The following is a 19065-nucleotide window of genomic DNA, read 5'->3' as shown; positions in this document are numbered from 1 at the left end:
GTCGGTTAATGCCGGCTAAACAATGTCGCCTGCGATGCGAAAAATTGCACGCTGCTGGCATCGTTTTTGTCGACCACAGTCGCGTTGAGCCCGCCTCCCGCGTATAATCCTCTCTTTGCAGCGGGACTTATCGCATGCGCATCCTCGCCGAGGCCCTCACTTACGACGACGTTTACCTCGTCCCGGCCCATTCCCAAATTTTGCCCCGCGACGTGGATACCTCCACACGCCTTACGCGAAATCTTCGACTGAATATTCCGATCGTATCCGCCGCCATGGATACCGTCACCGAAGCCCGTCTCGCCATCACCATGGCGCAGAACGGCGGCATCGGCATCATCCACAAAAATATGAGCGCCGATCAGCAGGCCGCCGAAGTGCGCCTGGTGAAGAAATTCGAAGCCGGCGTCATTCGTAGTCCGATTACCGTTACGCCGCATACCTCGATTCGCGATGTGCTTAAGCTGACGCGCGCGCACAACATCTCCGGCGTGCCGGTGGTGGAAGGCGAGCAACTGGTCGGCATCGTCACCAGCCGCGATTTGCGCTTTGAGCGCAAACACGACGATCCGGTGCGCAACATCATGACGCGCCAGGAAAAGCTGGTTACCGTGCGCGAAGGCGCCAGTCAGGACGACGTGCTGCAACTGCTGCACAAGCACCGCATCGAAAAAGTGCTGGTGGTGAACGATGCGTTCCAACTGCGCGGCCTCATCACCGTCAAAGACATCCAGAAAGCCCGCGATAATCCCAACGCCGCCAAAGATGCGCATGAGCGCTTGTTGGTTGGCGCCGCAGTCGGCGTTGGCGGCGATACCGAACAACGCGTTGAGGCTTTGGTCGCTGCCGGTGTGGACGTGATCGTGGTGGATACCGCGCACGGCCATTCGCAAGGCGTGATCGAGCGTGCCGGCTGGGTGAAAAAGCATTATCCGCAAGTGCAAGTCATCGCTGGCAATATCGTGACGGGTGAAGCCGCACGCGCTTTGCTCGATGTCGGCGTCGATGCAGTCAAGGTGGGCGTCGGTCCGGGTTCGATCTGCACCACGCGCGTCGTGGCCGGCGTGGGCGTGCCGCAAATCACCGCTATCGACATGGTCGCGACCGCGTTGAAAGATGAGATTCCGTTGATCGCCGATGGCGGCATTCGCTACTCGGGCGATATTCCGAAAGCGTTGGCCGCAGGTGCATCCACGGTAATGCTTGGCTCGATGTTCGCCGGCACCGAGGAGTCGCCAGGCGAAGTGGAACTGTTCCAGGGACGTTCCTACAAGAGCTATCGCGGCATGGGTTCGCTCGGCGCGATGGCGCTCGGTTCGAAAGACCGTTATTTCCAGGACGAAGCGGACGCCGACAAGCTGGTTCCCGAAGGTATCGAAGGGCGCGTGCCGTATCGCGGCCCGCTGCGCAACATCATCCATCAGCTGATTGGTGGTCTGCGCGCTTCGATGGGTTACCTCGGCGCGGCGACCATCGACGACGTGCGCAACAAGGCGCAGTTCGTCAAAGTCACCTCGGCCGGTGTGACCGAAGCGCATCCGCACGATATCCAGATCACGAAGGAAGCGCCGAACTATCGGCTTAATTCGTGATCGGCGCTGACGTGTTTTTGCACGTCATGAAATTCGCTGCTCGAATACGCGCGAAGCACGCAACCATCGTATTGAGTGCTTCGCGCGACGTATTTCCATCGAATCCAGGCGTTGGCCAGGACAACGATGAGGTACGCACCATCTGCTCATCACTTTCTTGACCTCGCCGCCATGACCAACATTCACAGCGACAAGATCCTCATCCTCGATTTCGGTGCGCAGTACACGCAACTCATCGCGCGGCGCATTCGCGAGATCGGCGTGTACTGCGAAATCTGGGCGTGGGACCATAATCCCGCCGAGATCGCGGCGTTTGGCGCCAAGGGCATCATTCTCTCGGGCGGTCCGGAATCGACCACGGTCCACGGGGCGCCGAAAGCGCCGCAGGAAGTCTTCGACTCGGGGTTGCCGATTCTCGGCATTTGCTACGGCATGCAGACGCTTGCCGCGCAGCTCGGCGGCGCCACCGAAGCGGCGGACGCACGCGAATTCGGTCATGCGCGCGTCGAGGTGGTTGCGTCGGACAAACTCTTTACGGACTTGAGCGATCACGATTCTTTCCAGGCCCTGGACGTCTGGATGAGCCACGGCGATCACGTCGCCAAGGCGCCACCGGGATTCACGGTCACCGCCGTGACGGATCGCATTCCGGTTGCCGCGATGTCGAACGAAGCCAAGCGCTGGTACGGCGTTCAATTCCATCCGGAAGTGACGCATACCAAGCAAGGCACGGCGTTGCTCAAGCGCTTCGTCACGGACATTTGCGGTTGCCAGACGCTCTGGACCGCCGCGCACATCATCAACGACCAGATCGCCCGCGTACGCGAGCAGGTCGGCGGCGATCACGTGCTGCTGGGTCTTTCCGGCGGTGTGGACTCGTCCGTCGTTGCCGCGTTGTTGCATCGTGCGATCGGCGATCAGCTCACTTGCGTGTTCGTCGATACCGGCCTGCTGCGCTGGCAGGAAGGCGACCAGGTGATGGCCACCATGGCCGAGCACATGGGCGTCAAAGTCATTCGCGTGAACGCCGCCGAGCGCTACTTCAAGGCGCTCGAAGGCGAGGCGGATCCCGAAGCGAAGCGCAAGATCATCGGTCGTTTGTTTGTCGAGATCTTCGATGAAGAATCGGCCAAAGTCACCGCGGCGGGCGGCGGTCATGTGAAGTGGCTGGCGCAGGGCACCATCTATCCCGACGTGATCGAATCGGCCGGCAGCAAGACCGGCAAAGCGCATGTGATCAAGAGCCACCACAATGTGGGCGGCTTGCCGGAGCATATGAAGCTCAAGCTGGTCGAGCCCTTGCGCGAACTGTTCAAGGACGAGGTACGTCGCATCGGCGTCGAACTCGGTTTGCCGCGCGAGATGGTGTATCGCCATCCGTTCCCCGGTCCGGGTTTGGGCGTGCGCATTCTTGGCGAAGTGAAAGCCGAATACGCCGAATTGCTTGCTCGCGCCGACGCCATTTTTATCGAAGAGCTGCGCAATGCCGATCTCTACGACCAGGTCAGCCAGGCGTTTGCCGTATTCCTGCCGGTGAAATCGGTGGGTGTCGTGGGTGATGCGCGCGCCTATGAGTGGGTGGTGGCGCTGCGTGCCGTGGAGACTATCGACTTCATGACGGCGCATTGGGCGCACTTGCCCTACGAATTTCTAGGCAAGGTTTCCAATCGAATTATCAATGAATTACGTGGTATTTCTCGTGTCGTTTACGACATCAGTGGCAAACCACCAGCTACGATCGAGTGGGAATAATAAAATCAGTAACTTAAGTGGTGATCGCCACTAAGCTCTTACGTTTCTCACGTTAGGAAAGCGCTACAAGTTGCTGAAATGGCCGAAGAATTGACCATCGATAGCTCGCCTCCGGCCTTCAGTGCGGACGATGAAGCCTATATGCGCCGCGCCTTGCAGCTCGCCGAGCACGCGCGCGATGCCGAAGGCGAGGTGCCGGTCGGCGCCGTGCTAGTGCACGAGGGCCAGATCATCGGTTTGGGCTGGAACCGCAACATCACGTTGCACGATCCCACGGCGCACGCGGAAATCATGGCCTTGCGCGCCGCTGGCGAAAAAAAGGCCAACTATCGCCTCGTTGGCGCCACGCTTTACGTCACCCTGGAACCGTGCGCTATGTGCGCGATGGCGCTGGTGCATGCACGTGTGGGCCGCGTCGTTTACGGCACGATCGATCCGAAAACCGGGGCGGCCGGTAGCGTGTTCGATACGTTGATTTCAGATCGCCACAACCATCGCATCGAGGTACAAGGTGGTTTGTTGGCCGAGGAAGCGGCGACGCTCTTACGCGATTTCTTCCGCGCGCGCCGTTAGAGATGTAGAAAAGCCAGCGCTTCCGCGCACGGCTGATTCACCTTCAAGCTCAACAGCGGATCGGCGCGTGTACGCCCAAGATTGACGGCGGCGATCGGCTTGCCGACTTTCGCTGCGGCGTGCGCAAAGCGATAGCCCGAAAACACCATCAACGACGATCCCACCACCAGCATCGCATCGGCTTCGTCCAGCGCGTTCATGGCGGCGGCGACGCGATCGCGCGGCACGTTTTCACCGAAAAATACGACGTCCGGTTTCAAAATGCCGCCGCAGTGCGGGCAGGGTGGAATGGTAAACGTGCTGAAATCGTGGCCGTCGAGATCGGCATCGCCATCCGGCGCATCGAAGGCATCCAGCGTGGCCCACTGAGGATTGAGCGTCAGCAGCATGTGCTGCAATTCGTGACGAGGAAGCCGATGCTCGCATCCCATGCAGCGCACGGCATCCAGGCGCCCGTGCATATCGACCACATTCTGGCTTCCCGCGCGCTGGTGCAAACCATCCACGTTCTGCGTCAACAGCAATGCAAGCTTGTCGCGCTGCTCCAGTTTGACGAGGGCATGATGCGTGGCGTTCGGCAGCGCTTTTCCAAAACGGCGCCAACCGATCAAGCTGCGCGCCCAATAGCGTTTGCGCGTCCGTTCTTCGCCCATAAAGGCCTGATACGTCACTGGCTGCGCGCGTTTCCACCCACCGTCGGCGTCGCGGTAATCCGGAATGCCCGAATCGGTGCTGCAGCCCGCGCCGGTGACGACAAACAGGCGTCGGTGCGCTGCGATAAACGTCTGCAAGGCGTCGTTATCGGCTTTTGATGAGGTGGTTTCTGCAAGCGTCATGTGCCTCACCATATGCCGTCGATTAACCCCGATTCAATAGCCGGATTCTTAATAACGCCAAAAGCCGCGCGACGCACCGTTGATGAATCTTGTAGGGGTGTAAGATTCAACCAAATCCAGCCAACAAGGCGACCGATGTGTCGCGAGCATGGCGGATACATGGATGACTACGATGCCTTTGACGAGGGTTTGCGAACCCCGGGGAGGCATTATGTTTACGCATATTCTGATCCCGACCGACGGCTCCGATCACGCCATGCACGCCGCGGAAATGGGCATTGGGTTGGCTCGCCAATTACATGCTCGCGTTTATGCCTTTCATGTGCTGGCGCCGCTTGCCGCCATTGCGTACATCTCCGACGTGATTCAACACACCGACGATTCCCATGTGGAACGTGCGATCGCGCGCGCACAAGAGCGGCTCGCTGAAATCGCCGAGATGGCGAAAGCCGCTAATGTGGAATGCGAGGGCGGATATGCGTTCGATCGTCGCCCTTATGTCGCCATCGTTGGCGCTGCAAAACAACAAGGCTGCGATCTGATTGTGATGAGCACATACGGTTACGCGACGCTGGATCGATTACTGCTTGGCAGCGAAACAAATAAGGTATTGAGCTGTTGCGACGTGCCGGTACTGGTGTGCCATTGATCAGTTGTGCGACGCGGGCGGCGGCTCTGATTGAGACAAGTTTGACGAATTCGTTTTCAGCGCTTTGCGCAAAGCCAATACGTCCAGCGAATCCGGTAGCAGGTTGGCCGTTTTTACGAATACCTGGAAATCTTGCCGCCAACCGAGCCGGTCGGTGATCGCCGCAAGTTGTTTGGCTCGCTCGCCGTAGCGTTTGGTACGGCTTTTCTTCATGTCGGCTATGCGACGCGCTTTTCGAAGGTGCTCCAGTTCGTAACGAACCTTGCGTGCGCGTCGCCGCCAGCGGTGATCGGCGGCGGCCGCACGCAGCTCGGTCGCCTCTTTTTGTGTCTTCTTCATTTTTCGAGTCGTGCGCTTCAGCGTTTTCTTGGCGGAAGACGGACGTATATCTTCCCAACGCAGGGAGTTGCAGGCGGCAATGACGCGATGCGCTTCCGCGCGCCGATGTCGCCAATGCGGATCGTCTTGAAGCGCGTTGTCGAGCAAGCGCTCGCTATGAGCATCGAACGCTTTGATGACGTTGGGCGTGAGCTTAATCTTGTGCGACGTAGCGAGGAGCCGCGCCGTGCGGGCGGCAATATGTGCATCGCGCAGCGGTGAGAAGCTGCGAGCAAGCTCCTTCAGAACTCGATCCAGTGCGTCCACGGGCTCAGCAGCGGGAAGAAACCGAATCAGGCAACGCAGACGTCTGCACGACTTACGCGTCGCGTGGATACCTTCATGCCGCTTCTTGCGCATGGCGAGCGCTCGCTGCAGCGAGCGGCACTCTCCGGCCGCCAAGGACCCGAGGGCCGGCCCCAACTTCGGTGAGCTGTCGTGCTTGGCTTTGTTCATAGTCCCAGACAGCCTCCGGGAACGGCGATGCATGCATTGCCTAAGTTGACATCATAACTGCCCGTTGACTTTACCGGCAGACGTCGTAGGCGGCCGATCGCTGCAGCCGGGAGAAGTGGGATCCGGCCAAACGTCCCAATTGGACTTGGTGACGGCGACATCGCAGGTCACGCGGTGAACGGCCAGAAAATCTTCGCGAACGGATTGCTTGGTGCTCCAACGTTGAATGCCGTAGACATCCACATCGTAACCAGGCGTCGCAGCGTGCGAATACGCGGTCAGGTAATCGACAACCACGCGATCACCAAGGCTGGGCGCATTCTTGGTGTCCAAATGAATGTTGGGTGCAACGGGCGGCTCAACCTTCGATGCGGGCGTAGCCTGAGGCACCGCGAGATACACATAACCTTCGGGCACCTCTTCCCACCGTACGCCTCTGGGCTGATAGGAAACGAATTCCTGCATCATCACGCGGCGTGGCGCGACACCCGGCTGACGCGCCAGATCCAGCGCAATCTTCAGCGCCGACGATTCATCCAGATCGTGCACGCCCCACGCCAACAATGTGCAGCCGCCGTTATCGGCGTTGGCTGCACGTGCTGCAAGTAAATCGGGCAAACCATCTACGGGATGACGTGCCGCGAGCTCCGCCGGCAAATAAGCCTGAATCGGTGTGCCTTGCGGCATGTAATAGCCAAAGAAATTCTGCTCGGCCAGCGAACGAAAATAGGGTGAGGCGTGCCCAAAGCGATAAGGCAATATCGCCGGCACGCGTTGCCCCGCGCAGCCAGGCAATTGCGAAACGAATTGCGCCGACGCGCGCCAATTCTCGGTACGCGACAACATACGCCCCGGCAAACGAAGCAGATAGCTAGCCACCAGCAACATAGCGAGCGCGGCGACAACGGTGCTGCTACGCGTGTAGCCGCGCGGACCCGCCGCGTCATACAGGCGTCCGACGAGAAGCCAGGCAAACGGTATGCAGGTAAACAGATTGCGGTCGGAAAACGATGGGGCGACGAGCAATGATACGCCGATACCGCACACGATCACGCCGATGAGCACAAAGGCGGCCAAGGCGGTCGTCCAGCGCGTGTCGTATTCATCGTAAACAAAATACGGCTGGCCGGCGATTTTCTTCCAAATACCGTAGACGACGAGCAGCGCAGTCACGACGATAACTTGTCGCGCCATCAATCCGTAGAACGCGAAGCGGATCTGTTGTTTGAAGAACGCTGCGTTGTTGCTGAACCATAGATTTTGAAGATCCTGCTCCGACGAGTGGATCATCATCTTGTAGTAAAGAGCATTGATGGCGAGCACGACGAGGCCGGTGGCAACCAGCGCGCCGCGTATGCGCCAGGAGGGCACGGTCAGCAGAAGAAACAACAGCACCATGCCAAGCGCGAGCAAAAGATATGCATGCGTCAGGCTGGCGACAAGTCCCAATACGCTCAAACCGATCCAATGGGCGAGCGGAAATGTTGCAGCGGCTCTTGCTCGTGTTCGAAAAGCCAGCGCGGCGGACAACAGACTCGCAGTAAGCAAAAAGCATAAACCGTAACTGCGCGTATTCTGGGCTTGGTCGAACCAGAACGTGGATACCGACGCGACGGCGCACGCAAAGGCGATCGCCGTGCGGCTAAGCACGCGCCGCGTGCCGAACGCGAAAACGGCAATCGCCGACACGGCGAACACCGCGCTAGGTAGGCGCAACGCCCATTCCGACAGGCCCGTCAGGCGGGTCCATGCGTAGATCAGAAAATAATAGAACGGCGGATGCGTATCGGTCAGCGCGCGGCGAAATACTTCGCCAAAGCCGCCGTCATGATGGATCAAATAGACCGTAAATAACTCATCGATCCAAAGGCCGCTTGCGGATAACCCAACGAATGCGGCGGCGCAAGCGATAAGCGCAATCAATCCGTAGACGTTAGCCTGCCAGCGGGCCGGAGCCCGAAGCGAATCATTCACGCACTAACTCCTGCACGCTGGGTGAGGTGATAGCGCGATTCTGCCAGCAATACGCCGCCTAAGACAGCGACGGTCCACGGACAATGGACCCCGCAAAGGGCGAGCGCAAAGCATGCATTCAAAGGAATATCGCTCCATCGGCTCGCGTAAAACGCCAGCCATTGGCGGCAAGCGCCTTGGAACGTTCGTGGGCGCAGCGAGCGCGGCGTCATGATGTGGTCGATGGCGAAACGCCCGGCCAGGCCAAAACTGACCGACAGCAACATCGCGAGCCAAATCGGAATGGCAAGTTTCAGCAGCACGCCAAGCGACAACCATTGCATGCATAGCGTGCTGAAAACGGCCGCACCATTCATAACGGCGGCCGCCGTAAAGCGGCCGCGTGTGCGCTTTTCGATAAGTAGCGTCATCAGGTCGATGATGACGCGCGTGTCGAGCTTCGACGCGCCGCCCGCGCGAGCGCGTAAAAGCGTGGGAGCTTGCGCGGTATGCGGTCTCCTCGATCCGGACGCCACAACATCGATCAAAATTTTGAATCCCAGTCCGGAGAGTTCGCGACGCACCTGCGTATACCATTCGCGCGTCATCGCAAAACAGCCACTCAGCGGATCGACCAGCGGTACGCCGAGCATGATGTCTGTCAACCATGTGCCGGTGCGGCTAATGCGATGACGCAAACCGTTTAAGCCGGAGCGGGAATCGTCCAGATAGCGGCTGGCTACGGCTACGTCGATATTCGGATCAGACAACTTTTGCAGCAATGCCCTGATCATCGCCGGATCGTGCTGTCCGTCGCCATCCATGATGGCAAGAATTCGACCTCTGGCGATGTCCCAGCCTTTGATAGCAGCGGAAGACAAGCCGCTCGCCTTGTAGCGTCGCAACAGCCTTACTTGCGGATGCGCCAACGCATACGCATGAACGACGTTTGCAGTGCGTTCGTCGGTCGAATCGTCGACAACGATGATTTCGTGGTTGATGTCTTGCAGATGTTCGTCGAGCTCACTCAATACACCGCCAATCGCTTCGTGCTCGTCCAACGTACAGATGACGAGTGAAAGCAACGGCGCTTCCTGCGAAACAATCTCCTGTGAGTGGCCCTGGGACCGAGGCTTTTCTGCAGCCTCGGTCGCCGGAATACGCCATGTTTCCATGCACTATGCCGCCCTAGCAGAAGCTAACGAAGGGTAAACGTTCAGGCCGACGCCATGTTGACCGTGACGTCTAAACGCGTGTCCTGTCGGATCCCCGTTCGGCGGCGCAGGTTTTGGCTATCGCACGCCGATTGTGACCTTGGATTTTTTCGAAAGTACCTGGAGCGGACCTTTCTTCACAATTAATCCTTAATGCCGGTGCGATAAAACGCGATACCCGTCGCAAAGAACCTGTCTAGTTAGGTAAAGCCGTTGCCGATCAACGACCGTTGCCCACAAAAAACAGCTGGAACTCGCGAATGCGCGGTGTGCAAACGCTGGACAGAATGTTCAGGCGTACCTTGGTCGCTGTGACGGGCGCAAAGCGGTCGATCTTCATATGACCGATGGCTTCGGCTTTTGCGACAGGTGTCCATACATCGTGCACCCAGGCCTCAATCGCGTACTTCTGCACGCATTGCCCGTCGTTGAGCCATTCCATGTTGAGCGCATGGTCGAAGGTGACGGGCGTTGCAAAGTCTGCCTCTAGTGTGGCGTGGGCCGCACCCTCAGGCGCTGACCAGAACGACTCTTGATCGTTGTCCAATGCGGCTGCGGAATTTGCGTCCGTCGACAGATGATTTCTCATCAGGTTTTTGTCCGCACCGTAACGAACCTGTAATGCTTCGCCGAATGCCTTGAGGCGCGCGACATCGGCATCGGGCAACATGCCGTGACGATTCGGCGCAAGGCCGAGCATCAGCTGGCCACCACGACCGACGCTGTTTTCCCAAATGTCCATCAGTTCATCGACGCTTTTGAGCGTCTTGTCGCTATCCGGATGCCAGAACCACTGAAGCTTGTGGAGCGGCGTGTCCACTTCCACCGGACGCCAGCGCAAATCGCCGTGACGATCGATCGCGTTCCAGTTTTCGCCGCGGATATGGCCGTCTTCCTGACCGACCCAGCGCGCATCGCCATAACCAAACAGCGCCACATCGGCGAACACCACGGTGTTCGCTTGATAGGTGCGCAGTTCTTCCATGTACTTCTTGAAATCGTAGACATGGCCTGCGCTGCCTGCGCCATCCAGCCACCATTCCACCAACGGTCCGTAATTGAGGACGAGCTCGTCCATCTGCGCCATGTAGAACTTGTCGTACGCAGCAGGATCTTTGTAGCGCGGTTCGTGACGATCCCAAGGCGACAGATAGATGCCGAACTCCATGCCTTCTTTGCGCACGGCTTCTTCGGTCATGCGCACCAGGTCGCCTTTGCCGCCCAGCCATGGACTGTTTTTGACCGAATAGTCGCTTTGTTCGGTTGGCCAAAGCGCAAAACCATCGTGATGTTTGGCGACCAGTAGCAGATATTTCGCGCCAGCCGATTTCGCTGCGCGCGCCCACTGGTCGGGATCGACGTGATCGGGATTGAACACCTTCGGATCGGCCGTGCCATCGCCCCATTCGCGGTCCAAAAACGTATTGGTACCGAAATGCACAATCACGCCGAATTCGAGATCCTGCCAGTGCGTTTGTTGCGGTGCGGGTTTGACATCGGCGAAGTTCTGCGCCGCGGCGCTACCGGCAAACAATGTGGCGGCCAGGGTGGTAATTAGTGCGCAACGGCGAATCGACATCGTTTTAGAACTCGCGTGTCAGTGGATGGTGTGCAAAGTTGCAACGAAGTGAATCAAAAATCAGGTGCTGCGAGTAGCAGTACCGAACTGCAGCGCCTCGGAGATTTCCGCCGTTGCCTGAAGCAGGGCGGCAATCACATCGTCCATGTGTTGCGCACCGGTTTGCTGCTCGATATAGGGAATGGTGAGTGCGCACACGGCGCTGCCATGCTGCAGAATTGGCGCGGAGAGATCGGTGACGGCATCCACGACGTTGCTTTGCTCACGCGCATAGCCGCGTGTGCGCAACTGCGTGAGTAACTTCGTCAATTTCTTTCTGTCCAGCGCAGGTTCGTAACGCGTAATCAAATCCAGCCAGCGCTCGCGGACTGTTTCTTCCTGGAAGGCCAGCAAGATATGGCCGGACGTCGACTGCGACATGGGGCGGCGATGTCCAACGCGCACGACCAACGCGACTTCGCCCGGCGGGTCGACACGTGCGACGACCACAATTTGCTCGCCGGAAGGCACGACCAGATGACACGCTTGCCCGCACACATCCGCAAGATGGTGCATGACAGGCAGCGCCGTTTCGATCGCACTTTTCACCGGCGGTTGTTCCATGCCAAGCCGGAACAGGCGCGGCGTAACGGAATAACCGACATCGCCTTCGCCGCGCGCGATGTAATCGCGCTCTTCCAGCACCTGCAGCATGCGGAAGATTTCGCCGCGCGAGCGACCGACCCCTTCGGATATTTCGGCGATGCTCAATGGTCGATTGGCGCCGGCCAGCAATTCCAGAATATCCAGGCCTTTATCGAGCGCAGGGGCACGGTATTTGGGTGCGGGATTAGGCATGACATTTCCTTATCGCTAGGATCAATCGCGCGACTTTGCCCAAAATCCCCATCGGCATGCTGCGGCGCGACTTGTGTTATCAATGAATAACGGTTTCATATTTGCACAAATAGGCGGGCCCGTCATCTTGCGGCAAGCCTTTCGTGGCCAGTTTTCCGGGGTGGCCTGCCGTAAATCGTAGGAGAAGCGGGTGGAAGTGCGCACAGTGACAGAAGAATCCCCTATGACGGTAGCCGGCGCCGAGCATGCAGCCCGGTCCTGGTTGCCCTTGGTGCTGATCGTCAGCCTGTTTTTTCTCTGGGGTGGGGCCAACAATCTCAACGACGTCTTGATCGCGCAGTTCAAGAAAGCCTTCGTGCTCAGCGATTTCGGCGCGGGCCTGGTACAGAGCGCGTTCTATCTCGGCTATTTTCTCGTCGCCATGCCGGCCGGCATGTATATGCGCCGATTTGGCTACAAAAGCGCAGTAATTTGCGGACTCGCACTTTATGGTATCGGCGCGTTGCTGTTCTGGCCGGCTGCGTCGCTGAATACGTACGGGTTGTTTTTGGCGGCCTTGTTCGTGATCGCCAGCGGTCTCGCCTTTCTGGAGACTTCCGCCAATCCCTTTATCACCTTGCTTGGGCCGCCGGAAACGGCGACGCGACGACTCAACTTGGCGCAAGCATTCAATCCGCTAGGTTCGATCGCGGGCATTCTGATCGGTCAGCATTTCATTCTTTCGGGTATCGAGTTAACGCCGCAGCAGCTCGCCGCGATGAGCGCGGCGGAGCGCACGGCGTACTACGTCAATGAAACGCGCGCGGTGCAATGGCCCTATCTGGTGATCGGGCTGGTGGTATTGGCGTGGGCGTTGCTGATTTTCGTCACGCACTTTCCGAAAACGGCGGAGCCGCGGCATTCGACCGGTATGCCAGGCGTTGGCCACGGCGTATTGCGCAAATTGCTCCGCGATAAATTATTTGTCGGCGCATTGTTTGCGCAGTTCTTTTATGTGGGCGCGCAAGTTGGCGTGTGGAGTTTCACGATTCGCTATGTACAGGCCACCACGCCCGGCACCACGGCCAAGGACGCGGCGAACTTTCTTTTTGCCGAATTGGTGTGTTTCATGATTGGACGCTTTGTTGGCACGGCGTTGATGAAATACGTGGCGCCAGTGCGCTTGCTGTTCGCGTTTGCCACCATCAATGTCGCACTGACGTTGTATGCCGTGATGCATCCCGGCACCAGCGGCGCGTATGCGCTGGCGGCGTGCAGCTTTTTCATGTCGGTGATGTATCCGACCGTATTCGCCTTGGGTGTGGAAGGGCGCGACGACGACGAACGCAAAATCGGTTCGGCCATGCTGGTGATGACGATCATCGGCGGCGCCGTATTGACTGCGTTGATGGGCGCTGTGTCCGATCGCTCCAGCATGGTCGACGCCATGAGCGTGCCGGCATGCTGTTTCTTGGTCGTCGCGCTGTTTGCATGGCAATGCCGCCATGCCGCCAGAGGCGCAGGTTGATGCAACGTCTTTACTACGCACTGGATCTTAAAGACGACGCCGAAGCCATCGCCGAATACGAGCGCTGGCATCAGCCTGGTCACGTATGGCCGGAGATCATCGCGTCCATTCGTGCATCCGGTATCGAGGATATGGAAATCTTCCGCACGGGAAATCGGCTTTTCATGGTCGTGCAGGTGCCCGATCACGTCGATACTTCGCGTAATAAAGAGGTGGATGCCGCCGATCCGAAAACGCAGGCGTGGGAAGCATTGATGGATCGCTTCCAGCAACGCTTGCCGTGGGCCGAAGCAGGACAGAAATGGGTGCCGATGACGCGCATCTTTTCATTGAAGGAAGCGCTGACGGCGCTTTGAACGGGACTGCCTGCGCCTGCAGAAGAGCGTTTTGCCACCCCAGTTTGTGACGATGCATTCACCTTCATGAAGCGCGCACATAACGAACGCTGACTGCGCGAACCGCGCAAGCTCGAGTTTTGCGATTCCTTTCACAGCACTCGGTCGTATATTTCACGCGCTGCGGCGCTTCAGCGGGTCCGCTTCGAATATCCGATTTATTAGGGGACGCTCTTTATCAGGAGGCAGGACGGCTGCGCCATGGGATTTATCAATCTTACGAGTTTAATTGCTCAAGATAATGCAACGCCGACGAGCGTCCAGCCGTCTATCAATATTTTGGCCGGCAATTCCAGGCTGGATATCGATGCAGCCGGCGCGATAAGAATCGAGGCGCAGCTGCAAGCATTTCGCGCTGCGCTGATTTACGCGGACGACCTTCGTCGTCAAACGGGAAAGTTGCCACCGGTATCCATTGCGTTCGATCACAAGGGCGTCTTTCGGCGACAGTTTCTGCGCGATGGGCTTAGCAACAGTCAAAAACGCAATCCGCGACTCTGTCATTTACGCACTGAAATTGTCGATGTCTTTGGTCCCATCGCCGAAGCATTGAATATTCCTACCGAGCATATTCTCGTCATTCACGAAGATTCCGCGCGAACGCACGCGGACCACATGTTGAACACCGTCCCCTTATCGGCGGATGTGCGGCATCGAATGGTGGTCGCCGCGGCAGATCGCCCGACCTGCGGCGCGCCCAGCAACTCAAAGATCACGTGCGCCGCGATTACCAGTGAATATTTCTGCAAGGCTATTGAAGCTGACGACGAATCGCTTGAGACGCAACCCGTGCTCGAAGTGTTTTTCGAAGCATCGCCATGGTCCGAGGTGTTGGCCTATGTCCGCGGACTGCAGTTGACGCACGCGCTTGGCATGCGGTTCGGCATTCGCCTCAACTTGGTTACGCCGGAAGGTACGTTGCGAAAAGGGCAGGTTGTCTACGCCGACCCGGAGCCGCCGGTTTCCTCCGCGCTAATCGCTTAAGGAGTTCTCACGCATGGCAGCGTCCGCGCGCATGATTTATTTGGATCACAACGCCACCACACCGCTCGATCCACGCGTGCTCGACGTCATGTTGCCGTTTTTTACGAAAGACTACGGTAATGCCGCCAGCACCAGTCATCCGTTTGGGTGGCGCGCGCGCAGTGCCGTCGATGATGCCAGAGCGGTCATCGCACAAGCCATCCATGCAGCGCCAGATCACGATCTGGTGTTTACGTCCGGCGCGACCGAGTCGATTAACCTCGCCTTCAAAGGGCTGCGGCCCGAGCCTGGCAAGAATCACGTCGTCACCAGCCGGATCGAGCACAAAGCGGTGCTCGATAGTTGCCGGAACCTCGAGGACAATGGCGCTGAGGTGACTTACGTCGGCGTGGATGAAGCGGGGCGGGTCGACCTGAAGCAGCTAGCGGCTGCCATTGGCGATCGAACCTATCTCGTGTCAATTATGCTGGCCAATAACGAAACAGGCACCGTGCAAGACATGGTGGCGATTGCCGAGCTCTGCCGTGACAAGGGCGTCGTACTGCATACCGATGCGACTCAGGCGCTCGGGAAAATCGATGTCGACTTAGACAAGCTGGATATCGGTCTGGCGTCTTTTAGCGGACACAAGCTTTATGGTCCGAAAGGCGTCGGTGCGCTTTACGTTCGTGGCGATCTTCGCCACCGCATGCAGCCGCAAATTCATGGCGGCGGACACGAATACGGATTGCGTTCGGGAACGTTGAATGTTCCTGGCATCGTCGGCTTTGCCGAGGCGCTCGACATTTGCACGTCAGAACAACCCTCCGAAAGTCTGCACATCATGTCTCTGCGTATGCAATTGCATGACGTCATCACATCGCAATTGGATGGCGTGCGCTTGAATGGCGACCTCAGTGGCTGCCTTCCCGGCACGCTGAATCTGTCTTTTGCGTACACTGATGCCGATTCCATCTTGCTTGAAATGCCGGACATCGCACTGTCTTCCGGTTCGGCATGCACGTCTGCCAAGGCGGAGCCGTCGCATGTATTGCGGGCCATGGGCGTGGGCGACGAGTTGGCCAGGGCCAGCATCCGTTTCGGTATCGGCCGGTTCAATACGGAAGAAGAAATCGCTTACGCAGCGCGACGCTGCATCGATGCCGTGACGCGCCTGCGCGCGATGTCGCCGCTGGTGGCGTGATCGCGCGTTACTCGTGCATCTCGCAGTGAATCTGCAGGGCTTCCGTCGCGTTGCCATGAATGGTGAAGCCGGCTTTCTGCAGGGCATCTGCCACCATCGACAACTCACGTTGATGAGTACGCGCGATACTTTTGATCAGCCAGAGCGGCGTAAAGACGCCCAGCGGAAGTAGGCGCAACACGTCATCGTTATAAAGGACGCCGACATCGACGCAATCGCCCGACTGGTCATGCCCATTGGGCGAGAAAATCGAATGGGCTTCGCGGGCTCGGTGCGGATAGACGAGACAAAAAAGGGTCGAGCCGATGATGCGTGCGAGTTGATGCATCACTCGGATAAACGTGCCGCGCGATTCATAACCGCGTGTCAGTATCAGCGTCAAACCGCGGTCGGACAGCGCACTTTGCGCGTCAATCAGGCCATGCATCGCTTTGCTAGAGACGAGCACCTTGTCATAAGGCCAGCGTGGCCTGACGAGAAACGGCGTGGCGGTCGATGATCGATCCAGTGCTTCCACAGTCGATAGGCGCGTAAGATGGAAAGCATGATCATATCGGCTGTCTGTGCCTTCATCGAGCCTTCCATTTTTGGCTGGCGTTTGGCTAATGCTCCGCGTCCGCAGCGCGAACAATCGGAATTCCTTTAGGCGAATTGCGTATCGACGATATCGGCCGAACCATCGGCAGGGTTGCGCCAGATAATTTCCGACGTAATACGCCGCACATCCGTCTGCCCCGTCAATGCCATGCTTACGCTCAATTCTCGGCGTATCAGTTCAATCGTTTTCGTGACGCCCGCTTCGCCCATCGCGCCCAATCCATAGAGGAACGCCTTGCCGATCAAGCCTGCGTGCGCGCCGTAGGCGAGCGCCTTGAGCAAGTCCTGGCCACTTTGAATACCGCCGTCGAACAACACCTGCGTACGATCGCCTACCGCTTGCACGATGGAGGGCAGCACATCGATGGTGGCGGGCGCGCCGTCAAGCTGACGGCCGCCGTGATTGGAGACGACAATGGCGTCGACGCCGTGATCGGCGGCGATGCGCGCATCGCGGGCATCGAGAATGCCCTTGATGATCAGTTTGCCGGGCCACAGATCGCGAATCCATTCCAGATCCTTCCACTCCAGCGTGGGATCGAACTGGTTGGCGATCCATTGGGCGAGGGTGGTGAGGCTGTCGGTGTTGTCGATGCGCCCTTGCAGATTGCCGAACGAACGACTGGGCGCGCGCAACATGCCCAATGCCCAGCGCGGTTTGCTGGCCACATCGAGGATATTGCGCAACGTGATCTTGGGCGGCACCGAAAGCCCGTTCTTGATTTCGCGGTGGCGCTGGCCCTGCACGGTGAGGTCGGCCGTCAGCATCAGGGCCGAGCAGTTGGCGGCCTTGGCACGCTGAATCAAATCGCGCGTGAAGCCGCGATCGCGCATCACGTACACCTGAAACCAGAACGGTTTTTCCACCGCGGCGCGCACTTGTTCGATCGAGCAGATCGACATCGTGCTCAAGCAAAACGGTATCCCGGCTTTTTCGGCCGCACGTGCACCAAGAATCTCGCCGCCGCCGTGCTGCAAGCCAGTGAGTCCGGTCGGCGCGATCGCAAGCGGCATCGAAACCGGTAGACCGAGGATATCGGTAGCCAGCGAACGGTTGTCGACATTGGTCATCACCCGCTGTCGCAACGCGATACGTTCGAACGCGGCACGGTTGGCGCGCAGCGTCACTTCATCGTACGAACCGCGATCCGCGTATTCGAAGAACGCGCGCGGCACGCGGCGCTTGGCCAGGGCACGCAGATCGGCAACGCAGGTGATGGGAGCTGTCATCAGGTACTCGCGGCATCGACCGGTTCGCACCACACCGGTCCATCCGGATAACGGTACTCCGTCAGGGTGCTTGCGTGCATCTGGGCTGAGAATCCCGGTGCTTGAGGCGCGATGTAGCGCCCGTTGCGAATGGCCACCGGTTCGACGAAATGCTGATGCAGATGGTCGACGAATTCGATGGCGCGATCTTCTTTCTTGCCGGTGATAGCCACGAAATCCGCCATCGCCAGATGCTGCACCAGTTCGCACAAACCCACGCCGCCCGCATGCGGAAACACGCGTACGCCATATTTCGCGGCAAGCAAAAGAATGGCGAGATTTTCATTGACGCCGCCGACGCGTGCGGCGTCGATCTGCACCAGGTCTACCGAGCCGGCCTGGAACAGTTGCTTGAACATCACGCGATTTTGCGTGTGTTCGCCAGTAGAAATCGGCGTCGGCGCGACGGCGCGACGAATGGCGGCGTGGCCGAGAATATCGTCGGGGCTGGTGGGTTCTTCCACCCATGCAAGTTTCACGTCGGCCAGATGACGCAGCCAAGCGATCGCATCAGGCACGTCCCAGCGTTGGTTGGCGTCCACGGCAATGGCGATATCGGGGCCGACGGTTTCGCGCGCCAAGCGACAACGGCGCACGTCGTCTTCCACATTCATGCCGACCTTGAGCTTGATCGTGCGGAAGCCCGCCGCCACTGCTTCGCGTGCGAGCCGTTGCATTTTTTCGTCGGCGTAACCGAGCCAGCCGGGCGACGTGGTGTAGGCCGGATAACCTTCCGACAACAACTGCGCGATGCGCTTTGGTTTGTCGTGAGCCGATGCACGCAACATCGTCAACGCTTCGTCGGGGGTGAGTGCGTCGGTGAGATAGCGAAAATCGATCGTCGCAACCAGTTGCTCGGGCGTCATCTCGGCGATAAAACGCCATAGCGGTTTTTCGGCAAGACGCGCGGCAAGATCCCATGCGGCATTGATCACCGCGCCGATCGCCATATGCATCACGCCTTTTTCAGGGCCGAGCCAGCGCAGTTGCGAATCGCCGATCAAACGCCGCGAAAAGCCGCCGAGATCGCCGGCGACGTCCTGCAAATTCAGGCCGACTACGTGATCGGCCAACGCGTCGATCGCCGCCTTCTGCACGTCGTTGCCGCGGCCGATGGTAAAGGCGAGGCCGTAACCGGCAAGGCCCGGCTGATCCGTGCGCATCACGACGTAGGCCGCGGAATAGTCCGGGTCGGGATTCATGGCGTCAGAGCCATCCAGTTCGCGCGAAGTGGGGAAGCGAACGTCGTACGTATCCAGCGCCACGATCTTGGTCATGCAGTGGCCTTCCTTGTGGGCGGAAGTGGAGGGG

General features: G+C 58.7%; 17 protein-coding genes. 8 read left to right on the top strand and 9 right to left on the bottom strand.

What is annotated here, in order from left to right; genetic code table 11:
* Positions 1–134: 134 nt before the first annotated feature.
* From guaB to tadA, 3 genes are all read left to right on the top strand, one after another.
* On the top strand, positions 135–1592 hold the full coding sequence (gene guaB, locus L0U79_RS13110) for an IMP dehydrogenase (RefSeq protein ID WP_233842718.1): 1458 nt from the start codon (positions 135–137) through the stop codon (positions 1590–1592).
* Between the two features lie 171 nt (positions 1593–1763).
* Positions 1764–3344, top strand: a complete 1581-nt coding sequence (gene guaA / locus L0U79_RS13105) for a glutamine-hydrolyzing GMP synthase (protein WP_233842717.1) — start codon at positions 1764–1766, stop codon at positions 3342–3344.
* 78 nt (positions 3345–3422) lie between these two features.
* Entirely contained in the window at positions 3423–3917 is a 495-nt protein-coding gene (gene tadA, locus L0U79_RS13100) for a tRNA adenosine(34) deaminase TadA (RefSeq protein WP_233842716.1), read from the top strand.
* Here the strand turns inward: tadA and L0U79_RS13095 are convergent.
* Complete coding sequence (locus L0U79_RS13095; RefSeq protein WP_233842715.1) at positions 3914–4753, bottom strand: NAD-dependent protein deacetylase; 840 nt, start codon at positions 4751–4753, stop codon at positions 3914–3916. The genes tadA and L0U79_RS13095 overlap by 4 nt on opposite strands.
* Positions 4754–4964: 211 nt before the next feature.
* On the opposite strand from L0U79_RS13095, the gene L0U79_RS13090 reads away from it, so the two are divergent.
* Positions 4965–5402: a universal stress protein gene (locus L0U79_RS13090; protein WP_233842714.1), complete on the top strand. Its 438-nt coding sequence runs from the start codon at positions 4965–4967 to the stop codon at positions 5400–5402.
* On the opposite strand, the gene L0U79_RS13085 is transcribed toward L0U79_RS13090, so the two are convergent.
* The 5 genes from L0U79_RS13085 to L0U79_RS13065 form a co-directional block, all read right to left on the bottom strand.
* A complete protein-coding gene (locus L0U79_RS13085) occupies positions 5403–6236 on the bottom strand; it encodes a CHAD domain-containing protein (RefSeq protein WP_233842713.1) in 834 nt (277 codons plus the stop codon).
* Positions 6237–6287: 51 nt separating this feature from the next.
* Positions 6288–8210, bottom strand: a complete 1923-nt coding sequence (locus L0U79_RS13080) for a glycosyltransferase family 39 protein (protein WP_233842712.1) — start codon at positions 8208–8210, stop codon at positions 6288–6290.
* Entirely contained in the window at positions 8207–9274 is a 1068-nt protein-coding gene (locus L0U79_RS13075; protein ID WP_233842711.1) for a glycosyltransferase, read from the bottom strand. Before L0U79_RS13075 ends, L0U79_RS13080 begins: the two co-directional genes overlap by 4 nt.
* 349 nt (positions 9275–9623) lie before the next feature.
* Positions 9624–10982 (bottom strand): alpha-L-fucosidase, encoded by a 1359-nt coding sequence (locus L0U79_RS13070; protein ID WP_233842710.1) that lies wholly within the window; start codon positions 10980–10982, stop codon positions 9624–9626.
* 60 nt (positions 10983–11042) lie between these two features.
* Complete coding sequence (locus tag L0U79_RS13065) at positions 11043–11819, bottom strand: IclR family transcriptional regulator (protein ID WP_233842709.1); 777 nt, start codon at positions 11817–11819, stop codon at positions 11043–11045.
* Positions 11820–12042: 223 nt separating this feature from the next.
* On the opposite strand from L0U79_RS13065, the gene fucP reads away from it, so the two are divergent.
* The 4 genes from fucP (at position 12043) to L0U79_RS13045 (ending at position 15888) form a co-directional block, all read left to right on the top strand.
* The gene (gene fucP / locus L0U79_RS13060) at positions 12043–13326 is read left to right on the top strand and encodes an L-fucose:H+ symporter permease (RefSeq protein WP_233842708.1); all 1284 of its coding nucleotides are present in this window, start codon (positions 12043–12045) and stop codon (positions 13324–13326) included.
* The gene (locus L0U79_RS13055) at positions 13326–13682 is read left to right on the top strand and encodes an L-rhamnose mutarotase (RefSeq protein WP_233842707.1); all 357 of its coding nucleotides are present in this window, start codon (positions 13326–13328) and stop codon (positions 13680–13682) included. Before fucP ends, L0U79_RS13055 begins: the two co-directional genes overlap by 1 nt.
* Before the next feature lie 240 nt (positions 13683–13922).
* Positions 13923–14705 carry a hypothetical protein gene (locus L0U79_RS13050; protein ID WP_233842706.1) on the top strand — a complete coding sequence of 261 codons (783 nt, stop codon included), beginning with the start codon at positions 13923–13925 and terminating at the stop codon, positions 14703–14705.
* A gap of 13 nt (positions 14706–14718) precedes the next feature.
* Positions 14719–15888 (top strand): cysteine desulfurase family protein, encoded by a 1170-nt coding sequence (locus L0U79_RS13045; RefSeq protein ID WP_233842705.1) that lies wholly within the window; start codon positions 14719–14721, stop codon positions 15886–15888.
* A gap of 7 nt (positions 15889–15895) precedes the next feature.
* Here the strand turns inward: L0U79_RS13045 and L0U79_RS13040 are convergent, their stop codons facing one another.
* From L0U79_RS13040 to L0U79_RS13030, 3 genes are read right to left on the bottom strand one after another with little or no spacing between them, the layout of a single operon-like run.
* Positions 15896–16519, bottom strand: coding sequence for a hypothetical protein (locus tag L0U79_RS13040; protein WP_233842704.1), 624 nt, complete (start codon positions 16517–16519; stop codon positions 15896–15898).
* A gap of 11 nt (positions 16520–16530) precedes the next feature.
* Positions 16531–17715, bottom strand: a complete 1185-nt coding sequence (locus L0U79_RS13035) for an alpha-hydroxy acid oxidase (protein ID WP_233842703.1) — start codon at positions 17713–17715, stop codon at positions 16531–16533.
* On the bottom strand, positions 17715–19031 hold the full coding sequence (locus tag L0U79_RS13030; protein ID WP_233842702.1) for an L-fuconate dehydratase: 1317 nt from the start codon (positions 19029–19031) through the stop codon (positions 17715–17717). The genes L0U79_RS13035 and L0U79_RS13030 overlap by 1 nt, the downstream gene beginning before the upstream one ends.
* Positions 19032–19065: the final 34 nt, after the last annotated feature.

The organism is Dyella sp. 2HG41-7 (assembly GCF_021390675.1).
In the GTDB taxonomy this organism is placed as follows: domain Bacteria; phylum Pseudomonadota; class Gammaproteobacteria; order Xanthomonadales; family Rhodanobacteraceae; genus Dyella_B.
Note: the sequence above shows the minus strand (reverse complement) of the source record. Positions and strands in the feature narration are given on the sequence as shown.